General features: G+C 63.3%; 9 protein-coding genes. 4 read left to right on the forward strand and 5 right to left on the reverse strand.

Annotated elements, in window-relative coordinates; translation table 11 throughout:
* Positions 1-235: 235 nt before the first annotated feature.
* Positions 236-6586 (forward strand): apolipoprotein A-IV repeat region-like domain-containing protein, encoded by a 6351-nt coding sequence (locus CYG48_RS07315; protein WP_118849761.1) that lies wholly within the window; start codon positions 236-238, stop codon positions 6584-6586.
* A gap of 199 nt (positions 6587-6785) precedes the next feature.
* Here CYG48_RS07315 and CYG48_RS07320 read toward each other — a convergent pair whose 3' ends face one another.
* The 4 genes from CYG48_RS07320 to CYG48_RS07335 are packed head-to-tail and all read right to left on the reverse strand — an operon-like array spanning position 6786 to position 10754.
* Positions 6786-7400 carry an ABC-type transport auxiliary lipoprotein family protein gene (locus CYG48_RS07320; RefSeq protein ID WP_118849762.1) on the reverse strand — a complete coding sequence of 205 codons (615 nt, stop codon included), beginning with the start codon at positions 7398-7400 and terminating at the stop codon, positions 6786-6788.
* 21 nt (positions 7401-7421) lie between these two features.
* Positions 7422-8792 carry an MlaD family protein gene (locus CYG48_RS07325; protein WP_118849763.1) on the reverse strand — a complete coding sequence of 457 codons (1371 nt, stop codon included), beginning with the start codon at positions 8790-8792 and terminating at the stop codon, positions 7422-7424.
* Positions 8793-8796: 4 nt separating this feature from the next.
* A complete protein-coding gene (locus tag CYG48_RS07330; protein ID WP_118849764.1) occupies positions 8797-9612 on the reverse strand; it encodes an ABC transporter ATP-binding protein in 816 nt (271 codons plus the stop codon).
* Between the two features lie 32 nt (positions 9613-9644).
* Positions 9645-10754 (reverse strand): ABC transporter permease, encoded by a 1110-nt coding sequence (locus CYG48_RS07335; protein ID WP_118851539.1) that lies wholly within the window; start codon positions 10752-10754, stop codon positions 9645-9647.
* Between the two features lie 150 nt (positions 10755-10904).
* Between CYG48_RS07335 and dgcA the strand changes: the two genes are divergently transcribed.
* Positions 10905-11891 carry an N-acetyl-D-Glu racemase DgcA gene (gene dgcA / locus CYG48_RS07340; protein WP_118849765.1) on the forward strand — a complete coding sequence of 329 codons (987 nt, stop codon included), beginning with the start codon at positions 10905-10907 and terminating at the stop codon, positions 11889-11891.
* Here dgcA and CYG48_RS07345 read toward each other — a convergent pair.
* Positions 11861-13048 carry an MFS transporter gene (locus CYG48_RS07345; protein ID WP_245450441.1) on the reverse strand — a complete coding sequence of 396 codons (1188 nt, stop codon included), beginning with the start codon at positions 13046-13048 and terminating at the stop codon, positions 11861-11863. The two genes, dgcA and CYG48_RS07345, sit on opposite strands and share 31 nt — an antisense overlap.
* A 253-nt stretch (positions 13049-13301) precedes the next feature.
* Between CYG48_RS07345 and CYG48_RS07350 the strand changes: the two genes are divergently transcribed.
* Together CYG48_RS07350 and CYG48_RS07355 are read left to right on the forward strand one after the other, a co-directional pair.
* On the forward strand, positions 13302-15629 hold the full coding sequence (locus CYG48_RS07350) for an NADP-dependent malic enzyme (RefSeq protein WP_118849767.1): 2328 nt from the start codon (positions 13302-13304) through the stop codon (positions 15627-15629).
* A 105-nt stretch (positions 15630-15734) separates the two neighbouring features.
* Positions 15735-16400: a hypothetical protein gene (locus CYG48_RS07355; protein ID WP_150132707.1), complete on the forward strand. Its 666-nt coding sequence runs from the start codon at positions 15735-15737 to the stop codon at positions 16398-16400.
* The last annotated feature ends 5 nt before the right edge of the window (positions 16401-16405 follow it).

A 16405-nucleotide genomic window follows, 5' to 3' on the forward strand; every position in this document is an offset into this window, starting at 1 on the left:
CACTACAGTACGACTACGGTGGCGGCAAATCACGTGCTTCCGTCACCCAGGACAGGCCGGTAAGCTTTCATTATCATCCGTTTGAAAGAACGGCCGTCCGAACTGAAAGTAAATGGAAATCCCAAACCGCCAGTGTCGGCGGCGGATTTCCGGCAGGCAGTTTTCCACCTTCGGTCTGCGGGCGGCAGAGCGTCTCGTGGAGCGGCCGGGCGAGTATGTAGCGAGGCGTAACCGCATGGCGAAGAATCCCAGCAGCGAGTCGATCGACGAAACGGCTTTCCAGGCTCTGGAAGATGCGTTGAAGATCAACTTCAACGACGACCAATCCCGCAACAGCAAGCCATCGCCGCAGCCCTCGGACCAGAGAGCACGCGAAACGGCAAGCTCACGCGCATCCGCCTATCAGGAGGATGCGGCGGAGACCTATCGTCCGTCAGCCCAGGAAACTGCACCGAAAGCACCCGCCTTCCAGCCAGCCAACGACTCCGGCCGCCGCAGCAGCGCCGCCATCATGCGCACGCTTGAAAGCGGCGCAATGCGCTCCTCGGTTCGCAACGCCGTCATCCTGTCTGTCATCTGGGCCGTCGCCGGCTTCGCCCTCGGTTACCTGATCTACGGCAATCAGCTGTGGCAGGTCACTTCCGTTGAAGGCGTGCTGGCAGCGCCGGGCATCGTCGCGCTCGCCATCGGCATCGTCGTGCCGATCATGCTCTTCTTCGCCTTCGCCGTGATGATGGCCCGCGCGCAGGACCTGCGCAACGCCGCCCGTTCCATGGCCGAAGTTGCGCTGCGCCTGTCGGAGCCGGAAACCGTCGCTTCCGACCGCATCATGAGCGTCGGCCAGGCTGTTCGCCGCGAAGTTTCTGCCATGAACGAGGGCATCGAGCGCACCATCGCCCGTGCCGCCGAACTCGAAACGCTCGTCCATTCGGAAGTGAACGCGCTGGAGCGCAGCTTCACCGATAACGAGTTGCGCGTTCGTGGCCTCGTCCATGAACTGGGTGCCGAGCGCGACGCGATCGTCAACCATGCAGAACGCATCCGTTCCTCGATTATTGGTGCCCACGACCAGCTGAAGGAAGAGCTTTCGCTCGCAACCGAAGAGATCTCGATCCGCCTTGCCACCTCCGGCGAGGCTTTTGCTTCGTTGATCGAGACCCGCGGCGCGGCGTTGATGGAGAAATCCGACGCTGCCGGCGACGCGCTTGCGACCCTGCTCACGACCAAGACCGAAAACCTTCTCGAAGCGCTGAACTCCTCTGGCTTTGCGCTGGCCCATGACTTCGACAACCGTATCGAAGAAATCCAGTCGGTTCTGTCGACCCGCGGACAGGCGCTACTGGCCGAATTCGAGACGCGCGCTTCGTCGCTTGATGCCAATACCGAGAAGCTGAATGCGGCGCTCGCCGATCGCACGCGCCAGCTGAACGAGACCCTGCTTGCCCGCACGCGTGAAATTACCGAAGGCCTGAGCGAAGGCGAAAGAAGCATCACGACCTCGCTTGACGCGGTGCTTTCGTCCCTCAACAGCTCGCTTGCCGAAAAGAGTGCCGCCTTCCGCGACACGCTGCAGAACACCGTCGAAGACGTGGTCATGGATCTCGACATGCGCTCCGGCTTCTTCGAGGAGCGCCTGCAGGCGACCGTTGGCCAGCTCAGCACGACTTTCGACGAAAGCGTTGCGCAGTTCACCTCCGCCTTCGACCAGCGCGCTGGCTCGCTTGACAGCAAGCTGATGGACAGCCTCGCCCGCATCAACGAGACGGTATCCTCCGGCTCGGAAGCAATGGAAAACATCCTGAGCTCCAGCATCGAGCGCATCAGCTCGTCGTTGACGGATCAGTCGCTGGCGCTCGCCACCACCCTTGGCACAGGCCAGGAAGTGCTCGACTCGATGCTGGAAGGTCGCGCGAACGATATCGCCGAAGTCATTTCCAGCCGTGGCAGCGCGCTGCAGGACGCACTTGCTGCGCGTACCGGCGAGTTCCAGGACGCCCTCACCGCCCGCACCACCGAATTCCAGGAGGCCTTTGCTGCCCGCAGCGGCGAGATCCAGGAAACGCTCGCGAGCCGCACCTCCGAACTCGAAGGCACGCTGGCCGCTCGCACGACCGAAATTCAGGATGTGCTGGCAACGCGTTCGGCCGAAATTCAGCAGAACCTGTCGTCCGCTCGCGAAGACCTCGACGGCACGCTTTCGTCGCGCAGCATCGAGATCGGCGATCTCCTTGCCTCCCGTGGCGCCGAAATCCGCGGCGGCCTTGCCGATGCTCACCAGCAGCTCTCCGATACGCTGGCCACCGGCAGCAGCACGCTCTTGAGCGGCCTGTCCGAGAACCAGACGCGCTTCGAGCAGGGCCTTGCGATCCGCTCCGGCGCCATCATTGCCGCGCTCTCAAGCAGCCATGACCACCTGACGGACGTCCTGACCCAGAAGACGAGCTCCATCGAGAACCTGATGGCCAGCGCGCCCGAGCGCCTGTCCGGCATGTTCGACGAGAAGGCCGAACACATCGCCCGCACCATGTCGGAAAGCGAGCAGCGCATCAGCGACGACCTCGGCCGCCATGCCACGAGCATGCAGTCCTCCCTCGAGGCTAACCGCGAACGCATCTCCGAGATCCTCGAAGACAAGTCGATGGAAATTGCGACGTCCTTCGCGCTCGGCGAAGATCGCCTCACCGGAATGCTCGACGAGAAGTCGGAGGCGATTGCCAAGGCCCTGTCGGAAACGGAAGCCCGGATGTCGAGCGACCTCGGCCGCCGCACCACCGAGATCCACGAAGCGCTGAGCACCAACCGCGATCGTTTGGCCGGCATCCTCGACGACAAGTCGGTGGAAATCGCCACCTCCTTCGCGCTTGGCGAAGATCGCCTTGCCGGCATGCTCGACGAGCGGACAACGGCGCTTACCACGGTCCTTACCGAGGCAGACACGCGCATCGAGCAGTCTTTCGCCGAACGCGCCGAAGCGATCCGCAATGCTTACCTGACAAGCCAGCTCAACCTCGAAACCACGCTCGACACCCGCACCGAGGAACTGACCCGCGCTCTCGAAAGTGGCAGCGAGCGTGTGGCCCAGGTGGTCGACGGCGTGACGGAGAAGGTCGAAACGACGCTCTCCACCGGCTCGCAGCGCCTGCATGACAGCCTGTCGGAAGGTCTGGACCAGTTCGGCAACCTGCTCGGCTCCAACCAGGAGCGGATCGCGGCTACCATCGGCCTTGGTCACCAGCAGATGGCGGAAACGCTCGGCTCCGGTCAGCAGCAGCTGTCCGAGACCCTGAGCACCAGCCACGAACAGATCGCTGCGACGCTGAGCGACAACCATCTCCAGCTGGCAACCACCTTGTCTTCGAGCCACGACATGATGGCCGATACGCTCGGCTCCAGCCAGCGCCGCATGGCCGAAACCCTCGAAGCCGGTCAGCACGGGATGCGCGACACGCTCGACCAGTCGACCGGTCAGCTGTCCTCTACTCTTACCCAGGCCGAACAGAGCATTGGCGACCTGCTGCGCGATGGCACCACCTCGCTCGGCACCACCGTTGCCGCAAGCGCGGGCATGCTGGAAATGTCGCTCGAAAGCCAGCAGGGTGCGCTCCGCGAAGCGATCGACACCGCAAGCCAGTCGCTTGAAGAGCGCCTGCGCGAGAACGTCGGCACGCTTGCTGTGCGTCTCTCCGACGCCGCCGGCGAAATCGGCCGCTCGGCCGACGCCTTCTCCAACCGCATCCGCCACACGGTTGGCGGCGTGCAGACGGCGCTTGAAGAAACCGGCACCCGGATCGAGACGACCTTCGGGGGTCTGGAAGGCCGTATCCGCGGCGAGATCCTTGAAGCCGCGCAGCTCATGGACGAAGCAGGCAACAACCTGTCTGCAACACTGGTGAACCGCACCGCTGACCTTGAGCGGACTGCATCGGAAGCAACCGATCGCATCACTGAGACCATGGACGGCCGCACGGCACGTATCGAAGAACGCCTCGGCACGATCGACCGTGCCCTCACCGTCGGCCTCGACAACGTTACCAAGACCATCGAAAGCAAGGCTGTTGGTCTCGCTTCGACGCTGCGTGAGGCTGTCAGTGCAGCTGCCCAGAGCATGGACAGCGAAGCCAGCCGTTCGGCGGAAGTGCTTGCTCGTGCCGGCGCCGAGTTCACGGAAGAACTCAATGCTCGCAACGAGGAGTTCACCAAGGCGATCGAAGAGCGCTCGACGCAGATCGTTGGCCGCATTTCCGAGACGCAGAACCGCCTCGCAGGTCAGGCAGCGACCGTTGCCCACGCTTTCTCGGAAGCCGGCAACGCGATCGTCCACAAGGTGGCGGAAGCCGACAACCTGGTGAAGCGCCAGGTGACTGCGATCTCTGAGGCGCTGGACGAGGCCCAGAAGGCACTTGGCGAACGTGGCAGCGATATCCGCTCGACGCTGGCCGAAACCGCAAGCCAGCTCGACGACGCGATGGATGCGGTCGACCGGGCACTTGCCGCGCGCGGCGACGCGATCCGCGACGCGCTCGACAACCGTGCCCGTGACCTCAACTCGATGCTCGCAAGCCGCTCTGCGGAATTGGCTCGCCTCATCGACGAGCGCGCCCGGCCGATGGTCGAGCAGTATGCCGATGCCGGCCGCCTCGCTGCCGAGCAGATTGCCGTTGCGGCAGAACAGAGCGCCGAGCGCCTGACGAACACGGCGGAAGAAACCACCTCGCGTATCCGCACCGAGAACTCGGCGCTGATCGACGCAATCGCCGCGCGCACCAACGACACGCTTTCGGCGATCAGCCAGCGGACGGAAAATGCAGCGGGTACGCTGCGTTACGTCGAGCAGGGCCTGTCCTCGAGCGTCAATGCGCTCATCGACCGCCTCGCGGAAAGCAACTCGAACATCGCGGCAACCGTCGAACAGGCCGGTGCCCAGATCAGCAGCACGGCTGAAAACGTCGCTCAGCAGATGTCGGAAGCTGATCGTCGCCTCGGCTCCACCGCCGGTCGCTTCGCGCAGTCGGCGTCCCAGGTTGCCGAAGTCGTTGCCGGCTCGACCCGCCAGCTCGAAAACAATATCGCGCAGATGACCGAAGCCTTCGGCCAGACGCTCGAGCAGGTTGGCGGCATTGTCGGTCGCTTCGACGAGCATTCCCGCGTCCTGGCGGAGGCGTCCGACCTCCTCAACGCCGCTCAGTCGAGCCTCATGACGACGCTGGAAGATCGCCAGCATGCCCTGCGGACGCTGGCAAGCGGCCTCCTAGCCCGCTCGGAGGAAATCCAGTCGACCATGCAGGGCCTCGCCGGCCTCGTCGACAGCGCCTTCGAACGTGCCGAGGAGCGGTCGCTCCAGGTGGGCACGCATCTGCGCGAAAGCCTGCATGCCTCGTTTGCCGATATCGGACGGACGCTGGGTGAAACCCAGCACCGCGCCGAAGTCACCGCCGATGCGATGCGCCACGCGCTGGTCAATGCCGGCGCGGAAGCCAACCAGGCAATCGAGACGACGCTTTCGGAAGCTGAGAAGCGCACCCGCGAACTCTCTGATCGCATGCGCGGAAGCATGTCGCAGTCGCTCACCGAAGTCGAACGTCTGCTCAGCGATGCCACGACCCGTTCCGGCACTGCAGCCGAGCAGCTGCGCGAGTCGCTGCGTGAGTCGGTCGAAGAAGCGATCTCGCGCTTCTCCGGTGCGACCCAGGAAATCCGCCAGTCGGCGCAGGACATCCGCCGCGAACTCGACACCACCCGCTCGGAACTGAAGCGTGGCGCGTTCGACCTGCCGGAAGAAGCCAAGGAAAGCGCTGCTGCCATGCGTCGCGCCGTTGCCGAACAGATCCGCGCCCTGCAGGACATCTCTGCCTTGGTCGGTCGCTCGACGCAGAACCTTGAAGTTTCCGAGGCACCGTCCAACTCGCGTCCGGCTCCGCAGCCTGCCGCACCGCGCCTGCAGGCTCCGATTGCTGCCGCCATGGCGCCGCAGCAGCCGGCACAGCTTCCGCCGGCTCCTCGCGAAGCCTCTGCAGCCGCAGGCCTTCGCGGCAGCCTGCCGCTTGACCGTCCCGCGCCCGCTCCCCGCGCGCCGGAACCGGCTCGCGGCGGCAATAGCGACGACGGCTGGATCAGCAACCTGCTCCGTGGTGCATCACGTGACGAATATGCCGAGCCTGGGGCGCAGCGCCAGCCGCAACCGGTCCGTCCTGCCGAGCCCGCTCCGGCGCCCCGCGCCGCTGGCGACAACCGCAACCCGCGCCACATGGTCGAATCGCTGAACTCGCTCTCTGTGGATATCGCCCGCGCCATCGACCACGATGCGTCGGTCGAACTCTGGCGCCGTTACCAGCGCGGCGAGCGCGACGTCTTTACCCGTCGCCTCTACACGCTGAAGGGCCAGCAGACCTTTGACGAAATCCAGCGCAAGTACGAACGGGAGCCGGAATTCCGCACCGCCGTCGACCGCTATATCTCGGACTTCGAGAAGTTGCTGGCGGATGTTGCTCGCACGGACCGCGACAAGACGGTGACGCAGAGCTACCTCACCTCCGATACCGGCAAGGTCTATACGATGCTTGCCCATGCGGCGGGACGGTTCAACTAAGCCTCGCTCAAACAACAAAAAGGCCGCCCTCGAGGCGGCTTTTTTTTGTGCCTGGTGTTTGGTGATAGCGTGAACGACGGGCGCAAGCGGCCTCTACGCGCAAGGAGGTCCCCCATATCAAAAGAGGCCCCGTAGGACCTCTTCACAACCTTCCAGAGCAACTTTGGAGGTGACGGCCTGAAGCAGGGCGTCGCACCGGCTACATGGCCTTCAGCGACCACTCGACGATTTCAGAACCGACCTTGGCAAAGGCACGGTCGAGCGCCTCGATGAACTTGCGGTTCTCGGCGCCGGAGATCGGTGACGAGGCCTTGAACACGTTCTGGGCGCGCACCGTACCGTTACGGTCGTTGAGGATCTTCACGGAGATCTCGACCGTCGCGATCCGCGGGCTGCCGGCGCTCACTTCGAAAGCACGGATATCGGTGACGATCTGGTAGTCGATCGCCAGTCCTTGCCCCGGCTTGCCGACGCCGCCAAGCCGCCCGGAGTTCTCGAACGCCTCCACGAGCTTGGACTGCACCAGCACCGGCAGTCGGTCGCTCCAGCGCGAGTCGGCCAGATACTGGATCTCCGACTGCGACACGCGCACGACCACCTGCTCGCTATTGAGCGACTTGATGGCTGTCGGCTCCGGCACGAGGATCTGGCGGCTGCGGGCAGACGCACCATCGCTGGCGGGCGTGATCGAGAGATCGAACGTATCGTTGTTCGCCTTGCTGCCGCAGCCTGCCACAAGGGCTGCGATCATCGGCAGAGCAAGCAGGATCGGGCGGCTGGTTACGCGTCGCATCGTCTCATACGAACCGGTCATTAAATTTCTCATCTCCGCCGCTTATCGCCGTGTCCGGCCGTCATATTCCTTGACCGTCTCGCCGCCGAAAATCAAACGCTGCGGGTTCTGGTCGAAATTGTTGATCGTCTGGTCGAGCGACTGCACGGTGCGCCGCGCGTCGTTGACCAGCACCTGGATGTCCCGCAATCCGGTTGCGGAAAAGCGCGTCAGGTTGTCCGCGATCGGACCCACCCGCGCGTTGATGTTGTCCGCCACATTGCGGATCGAAAGCAGTGTCTTCTGCGCCTCGGCAAACAGCCCATCCGAGTCGGCGCCGGAGACCATTCCGTCCACCTTGGCGAGGATGCCGTCGACCCGGTTCGATGCCTGGTTCAGCTTGCTGGCGAGTTCGGTGAAGTCGCGTACCGCATTGTCGATGTCCTGGCGGCGGTTCGCGAAGCTGTCGACGACACTTCGGGCAGAACTCAGCGTTTGGCGGGCATCTTCCGAGGCCGCGGCGACATTGCCGATGGTGGTACGGATCTGGTCGGGGCTGACCGACGCCATGACGCTGTCGATCCGCCGCAGCACGCTCTGCGCCTGCGTCCCCGCCTGCTCGAAGTTGGCGGCAGCATTGCGCACGTTGACGATGAGGTCGGGGAAGTTATCGGACGCATTGGCGATGTTGCGCGACGCGCGTTCGGTGTTGGCCACTACGGCATTGATGCGGTCGGCGTCGATCGCGCTCACCAGCCGTTCGGCGGCCTGCAGCGTGGAATTGAGCGTGCCGGAAACGCGGTCGATCGTGCCCGAAAGCGTCGAGAGGCTGTTGAGGAACTTGTCGATGCTGTCGGAATTCTGGGCGAGCGCCGAGGTGAAGGTCTCGACGTTGCGGATCGTCTGGGTCAGCGGCCCGCGCGCATCGGCCACGAAGCCCTGGATGTCACCGATCGCCGAGTCGGCGCGATCAAGGATCTTGTCGGCTGTCGCCAAGAGGTTGGTGACGCTCGACTGCTCGGCGATCAGGACCGCCGGACGGTCCTCCTCCATCGCCTTCTGCAGGATGTTCTCTTCGCCCTTGGCGCCGCCGGAAAGTTCGATATAGGCCGCACCCGTGAGGCCCTGCACTTCGAGGGCTGCCTTGGTGGACTGATAAACCGGCGCATCCGCCCGAACTTCCGTCAGTGCAATGGAATAGCGCGGATCATCGGGATCGATCGAGAGCCTGCGGACCGAACCAACCGCGATACCGTTGAAGCGCACGGGAGAGCCCACCGAAAGGCCGTTCGCAGACCCGGGAATTCGGATCGCAAGCTCGGCGGAAGGACCGCCGCGGCCCGATTGCGCCATCCAATAGACGAAGCCGAAGGCAGCCGCGATGACCAACAGCGTGAAGAAGCCAACGAGTGCGTAATTCGCTCTGGTTTCCATGATTTCAGGTCTTCTCTACTTCTGCAGCCAACGGCTCTTCTTGGATTACGACTGACCGTGCCCGCTTGCCGCGGAAATAGGACTGAACCCATGGATCGTCATGCGCAAACATATCTTCCAAGGTACCTTCAACCAATACCCGTTTCTGGCCAAGCACGGCAATACGGTCACAGACCGAAAACAGGCTGTCGAGGTCATGGGTGACCATGTAGACGGTCAGGCCAAGCGTGTCGCGGAGCTTGGCGATCAGGGCGTCAAAGTCGGCAGCACCGATTGGGTCGAGGCCCGAGGTGGGCTCGTCGAGGAACACCAGGTCCGGATCGAGCGCCAGCGCGCGCGCCAGGGCCGCGCGCTTGATCATGCCGCCCGAAAGCTCGGAGGGATATTTGTCGGCCGCATCCGGCGGCAGGCCCACCATCTCGATCTTGAGATAAGCAAGCTCGTCCATCAACTCCTGCGGAAGATCGAGATATTCCCGCATCGGCAACTGGATGTTTTCCTTCACCGTCAGCGCCGAGAACAGCGCTCCATGCTGGAAAAGCACGCCGAGCCGCATGTCGACCGTCATCCGCTCTTCTTCGGACGCGTTGTCATAGTCGACGCCGAGGATCTTGATCGTTCCGGAGCGATGCTGCAGCAGCCCGAGAACGGTTCGCATCAGCACCGACTTGCCGGTACCGGATGCACCGACGAAGCCAAGGATCTCGCCGCGGTAGATGTCGAGGTTCAGCTTGTCGAGGACGATCTTGTTGCCGAAACCGACCGTCACGTCGCGCACGGACAGCACAACCTGCCGGTCGTCCGATTTCGCCGTGGCCATGTCCGCCTGCCTCGTTTCCACATCCCCCTCCATCAGAAATCGATCGCGGAGTAGAAGATGGCAAACAACGCATCCATGAGGATGACGACGAAGATCGCTTTGACCACCGAAGCCGTCACGTGCTGGCCAAGTGACTCGGCGCTTCCGCCGACCTTCATGCCTTCGACTGCCGCGACGATGCCGATGCAGAGCGCCATGAACGGCGCCTTGATCATGCCCGATGCAACAGAGGTGTGATCGACGGCCTCATGCAGGCGCGAAAGGTAGGTGTCGAGTGTTATGCCGGAGTAGGCCCAGGCAACTACGGCCGCACCTGTCAGTGCCGCAAAGTTCGCGACGATCGTCAGCAGGGGAAGAGCCACCGTCAGCGCCACGAGGCGGGGGAAAATCAGCACGCCGACCGGGTTGAGGCCGATGACCGTCAGCGCGTCGATCTCCTCGCGCATCTTCATCGAGCCTATTTCGGCGGTGATCGCACTTCCCGATCGACCGGCGATCATGATTGCCGTCAGGAGCACGCCGATCTCGCGAAGCTGCAGGATGCCGACCAGATCGACCACGAAGATTTCCGCTCCGAAATAACGCAGCTGGAACGCCCCCTGCTGCGCGATGATCGCGCCGATCAGGAAGGACATCAGCACGATGATCGGAACCGCGCGAACACCCATCCGGTCGATGTGCGTCACCACGGACGCCGGTGACACACCCGCTCCTCGGCCGAACTTCATTTGCGCACCGCGCACGGCCGAACCGAGGATATGCATGGCCGCGTAGAAATCCGCCCCCAGTGCGACCATCACCTCGCCAACGGGTTCAAACGTGCGCTGGAACAGGTTGCCTTGTCGGCCTTGGTCGCGCGGTGGTGCTGGTGCCTTCTCAGGCAGAACGCCCACCAGTTCCTGGATTGGGCCTTCGCCACCAACGAGAACCGCCTCGCGCCCCTGCTCCGACTTCGCCGTCAGGAGCCGCCGGATCAGCCAGGCGCCGGCTGTGTCGATTCCTTCCACCCTGGTGAGGTCGATTTCGACCCGACCTTGTCCGCCCTGTTTTTCAAGCCGCTCGAAGTCGCTCAGGACCGAAGAAATCGTCGTGCCGCGCCATTCGCCGGCCAGCACATATCGCTCCCCGCCGCCGCCTGACATATCCTCGGCGTTGATTTGAGCTGCCTTCGACGTCACTGAGTTCTTTCACCAACGATTCAAGGAAACGGATGCGACAGGTTGATCGCATTTTCGGTAGGCGCAATATAGCCGCCTCGCCAGCTTTTACCATAACAGGACGCGTCGAAAACCATGGGCCGTAACCTCGAAGCCACAATCGAAACCTTCCCGATCGCAGGCACGTTCACGATCTCGCGAGGGTCGAAGACTGAAGCCGAAGTTATCGTTTGCACCATCACGGACGGCGCGCACTCCGGGCGCGGCGAATGCGTGCCCTACAAGCGTTATGGCGAAAGCCTTGAGGGTGTGCTTGCCGATATCCAGGCGATAGCTCGGAAGATCGAAGACTGCCTTTCCCGCGAGGACCTTCAGCGTGCGATGAAGCCGGGCGCTGCCCGCAACGCCGTCGACTGTGCGCTCTGGGATCTGGAGGCGAAACGCTCCGGCCTGTCGGTCAGCGAGTCGATTGGCGTGACCGGCGCCAGACCGCTTGCCACCGCCTTCACGCTCTCCCTCGGTGAGCCCGAAACCATGGCGGCGGAAGCGACAAAGAATGCCCATCGCCCGCTCCTGAAGGTCAAGCTCGGCACCGACAATGACGAGGCGCGGCTGCGCGCGATCCGCCACGCGGCGCCCAACGCAAAGCTTATCGTCGATGCCAACGAAGGCTGGACGGAAGAAAACCTCGCGCACCACATGGCCATTGCGGCGGAGCTCGGGGTGTCCCTCATCGAGCAGCCTCTACCCGCGGGCCGGGATCACGCGCTCGCCGGCATTGCCCGCCCCCCCGTCAGCATCTGTGCCGATGAAAGCGTCCACGCAACAAAGGATCTTGCGGCCCTGCGCGACCGTTATGATGCGGTCAACATCAAGCTCGACAAGACCGGCGGACTGACTGAGGCACTAGCGATGAAGGCGGAAGCGAAACGACTCGGCTTCCAGATCATGGTTGGCTGCATGGTCGGCTCATCGCTTGCCATGGCGCCCGCGGTGCTGCTGGCGCATGACGCCGACTACGTCGATCTCGATGGCCCGTTGCTCCTGGCGCGCGATCGCGTGCCCGCCTTGCGCTACGAAGGTTCGCTTATTTACCCGCCGGAGGCTGCGCTCTGGGGCTGAATGCGTGCGGCGAGCGCTATGATGCCCAGTCCGATCAGCGCCAGCAGCGCCATCGCCACATAGCTCGCCGCACCGAACTGGTGGTAGAGCACGCCGGACAGCAAGGTGGAGAGCGCCAGGAACACGCCGTTGTAGAACACATAGGCGCCCTGCACGGACGACTCCTGGTCCTCCCGCACCGAGTCGACCAGCCTGTTCTGCATGCCAATATGAATGAAGGCGAAGGTGAAAGCGTGTAGCGCCTGCAGCGCCGCAAAACCCCAGACGCCGAAATCCAGCGGGAACAGCGTCCAGCGGATCAACGCCACCGCGCAGCCTACCCGCATCAGCGTCCACGACGAGACGCGCCTCACGAGCCATCCGGAGATGAAGAACACCACGATCTCGCAGATCACGGAGATGCTCCACAAGATCCCGATCGTCCCGCTTGAGAAACCCATCGCCTGCCACTGGATGGCGCCGAACGTGTAGAACATGCCATGGCCGGCCTGCGCTACCGAAGCACCGATCATCAACAGGTGCAGGTCCTTGCGTTTCAGCGAGCTTGGTTTCAGCACACCGCTGGCGTCCGGCTGGACGATCGACCGCCCGAGACGCGGCGCCGCGAAGGCAACCAGGATCGTGAACAGGAAGCCGAGGGCCATGATGGCGGGAATGGCGTTAAGGCCCCAAAGCCCGCGCGCCTCCCCGGCAAGCAGCGTTACCGTCACAAAACCGATGGAGCCCCAGACCCGCATCGAGCCATAGTGGAAACCCCACCGGCGCACGCCGGAGACCGCAATCGACTCGACGATCGGCGCATAGGGCGCAAAGACCGTGGCCTGCACTGCAATCACCAGCAGCACGGCGAGGAAGTTATCCGTGAAGAACATGGCGAGCGCGGTAACGAAGGAAAGCCCGCCCGACCACGCAAGCATGGTCGTCTTTTCGTCCAGCCGGTCGGCCAGCAGGCCCGCCACGGGTGCCGCCAGCAGGCGCAGCACAAGCTGCATCGCCAGCACCAGGCCGATCTGGTAGTCGGAGAACGCCAGCCCAGAAAGCCAGACGGGAAGGAAGGGCAATACGACGCCGTTCACTCCCAACGGCGCAGCATAGGCGAGCGAGCAGCGGAGCTGGAAGAACGGCGGCGCGGCAGGCGCCTGTGCTTGGGGAATCACGGGTGACACGCGACAGTTGGAGAGACTTTGCAGGTCGTACCACAGGCCCTGAACGCAGCCTATGCCAAGTTGTGGCAGAGCGGTACGCTCGTGCGTGGCTTCGGCATTCCTACGAGCGCGACGATACGCCCTTTGCAATGTTCCAATTTCCGCCATCACTGCAAATTACCGGCTGTCGTGGCGGGTTGATTGATGTAATGAGGAGGCCTCCCGCCCAATCAGAAAAGACGAACGAAAAGCCCAGGAGCGAACAATGAACGCGCAGGACAAACCGAAGTCACCCGCAACCGCGGTCAGCGGTGATCTCGACGAACAGGCGCTGTTCTTCCACCGCTATCCGCGCCCGGGCAAGCTCGAGATCCACCCGACCAAGCCGCTCGGCAACCAGCGCGACCTCGCGCTTGCCTATTCCCCGGGCGTTGCAGCGCCGTGTCTGGCGATCCGTGACAACCCGGAAATGGCAGCCGATTACACGGCACGCTCCAATCTCGTCGCCGTTATTTCCAACGGCACCGCCGTTCTCGGCCTTGGCAACATCGGCCCGTTGGCCTCCAAGCCGGTGATGGAAGGCAAGGCGGTCCTCTTCAAGAAATTCGCAGGAATCGACGTCTTCGACATCGAGATCGATGCAGCCAGCATCGACTCCATGGTCTCCACCATTTCCGCGCTTGAGCCGACCTTCGGCGGCATCAACCTGGAAGACATCAAGTCTCCGGAATGTTTCGAGGTCGAGCGTCGCCTGCGCGAAAAGATGAACATTCCGGTCTTCCACGACGACCAGCATGGCACGGCCATCATCGTCGCGGCCGCGATCCTCAACGGCCTTGAGCTCGCCGGCAAGAAGATCTCCGACGTCAAGATCGTCACCTCCGGCGCCGGTGCTGCCGCGCTCGCCTGCCTTCACCTCCTCGTTTCGCTCGGCGCCAGGAAGGAGAACATCTGGGTCCACGACATCGAGGGCCTGGTTTATGACGGCCGCAACACGCTCATGGACGAGTGGAAGGAAGTGTACGCCCACAAGTCCGACAAGCGGGTGCTCGCCGAAAGCATCGACGATGCCGACGTTTTCCTCGGCCTGTCTGCCGCCGGTGTTCTGAAGCCGGAACTGCTGGCCCGCATGGCACCCAACCCGCTGATCATGGCGCTCGCCAATCCGACGCCTGAGATCATGCCGGAGCTTGCCCGTGCGGCGCGCCCGGATGCGATGATCTGCACCGGCCGGTCGGACTTCCCGAACCAGGTCAACAACGTCCTCTGTTTCCCGTATATCTTCCGCGGAGCGCTCGATTGCGGCGCAACGACGATCAACGAAGAAATGAAGATGGCGGCCGTGAAGGCGATTGCGGCGCTGGCCCGCGAAGAAGTTTCCGACGTCGCCGCGCGTGCCTATTCCGGCGAAACCCCGATCTTCGGTCCGGATTACCTCATTCCCTCGCCGTTTGACCCGCGCCTCATCCTGCGCATCGCGCCGGCCGTTGCCCGCGCTGCAGCCGAGACCGGCGTTGCATCGCGCCCGATCCAGGATTTCGACGCTTACCTCGACCAGTTGAACCGGTTTGTCTGGCGTTCCGGCTTCGTCATGAAGCCGATCTTTGCGGCAGCCAAGGATGCCGAAAAGAAGCGGGTGATCTTTGCCGAAGGCGAAGACGAGCGCGTTCTACGCGCAGCCCAGGTTCTGCTCGAAGAAAAAACCGCGACGCCGATCCTCATCGGCCGTCCTTCGGTCATCGAGGCGCGGCTGAAGCGCTTCGGCATTCGCATCCGCCCGGAAACCGATTTCGCCGTCGTCAATCCGGAAGACGATCCGCGTTACCGTGAATATGTCGACGAGTATTTCTCGCTCGTCGGCCGCAACGGGATCAACCCGGAGGCTGCGCGCACCATCGTGCGCACCAACACCACCGTCATCGGTGCACTTGCGGTGAAGCGCGGCGATGCCGATGCGCTGATCTGCGGCGTCGAAGGCCGCTACGACAAACATCTCGCCGATGTCCGGCAGATCATCGGCCGGCGCGAAGGTGTCTGCGCCTTCTCGGGCCTCAGCCTTATCATCTCTCAGCGCGGCGCGATCTTCTTCACGGACACCTTCGTGAACTACAACCCGTCCGCCCAGGAGATCGCCGAGATCACGGTTCTTGCGGCCGAAGAAATTCGCCGCTTCGGCATCACGCCAAAGGCAGCACTCATCTGCCATTCCAACTTCGGATCGCGCGATTCGGAAAGCGCCCAGAAGATGCGCGCTGCCCTGAAGCTGGTGCGCCAGCGTGCGCCGGATCTCGAAGTGGACGGTGAAATGCAGGGTGGCTCGGCGCTGTCCGAAACGCTGCGCAAGCGCGCCATGCCGAACAGCACGCTGACGGGCGAAGCGAACCTCCTGGTGTTCCCGAACCTCGACGCTGCCAATATCTCTCTTGGCATCGTTCGCAACATGACGGACGCCCTGCATGTCGGGCCGATCCTGCTCGGTGCAGCCATGCCGGCCCACATCCTGTCGCCGTCGGTCACGTCGCGTGGCGTCGTCAACATGGCAGCACTTGCCGTGGTCGAAGCCTCTCCGCCGATCGGCCGCGTCGTGCCTTAACTCCATCGTATGGCCGCGGCACCAGTGCCGCGGTCGCGCATTAGAGTATTATCAACCGGCGCAGGCCATGCTGCCGGTGCCTTGAACATCCTGCCGGACATCCCAATGCCCGCTCGCGCCATGCTCGCCGCTCTTCTTTTCCTCGCGCCCGTCGCGGCGTCTGCGAGGGACATTGCGACCTGCGCGGCGCTCTACAACCAGTTGAACAACACCCGGCAAGTCATTGGGAATACCGCTGAACGACGCCGCTATGCCCAGGAACTTTCGTTGCTCGGCAGCCAGATCCGCACGCTGCGCATCGAGATGCGACGTGCCCATTGCGCCGGCGGCAGCATCGTCGTGATCGGTGGAAATCGCGCGGCCGACTGCAAGGACAAGGAAGACCAGCTTCGGGCACTGGAAGCGGAACGCCAACGGATCACCACCGAACGGGAAGAGGCGCGGCTGAACCCCCCGTCTGAACGGGAAGCGCTGCTGGTATCGATCCGCGAAAACGCCTGCATTCCATCCGACCTGCAGGCGGTGGAGCGGGAGCGGCGCAAGCTGCAGGGCATCGCGCTTCCGAAGGAAGATGCATATTCGGCGATCACTGATCTCCGCACGACGACGCCGGTCGAAGCCGTCTCGGCTGCCGAGACAGTCAATCTTCCCGGCCCGGAGCGGCCATATGATCCGATCAAGAAGGTTCGCATGGTCGGGCCGATCTTCCTGCCCGAACAACAGATAGACCTCGCTAATCCTCGCCTTGGCGGCCCGCAGCCGCTGCAATAACCCTT

The sequence above is a fragment of the Neorhizobium sp. SOG26 genome (genome assembly GCF_003491345.1).
Taxonomy (GTDB): Bacteria; Pseudomonadota; Alphaproteobacteria; order Rhizobiales; family Rhizobiaceae; genus Neorhizobium; species Neorhizobium turbinariae.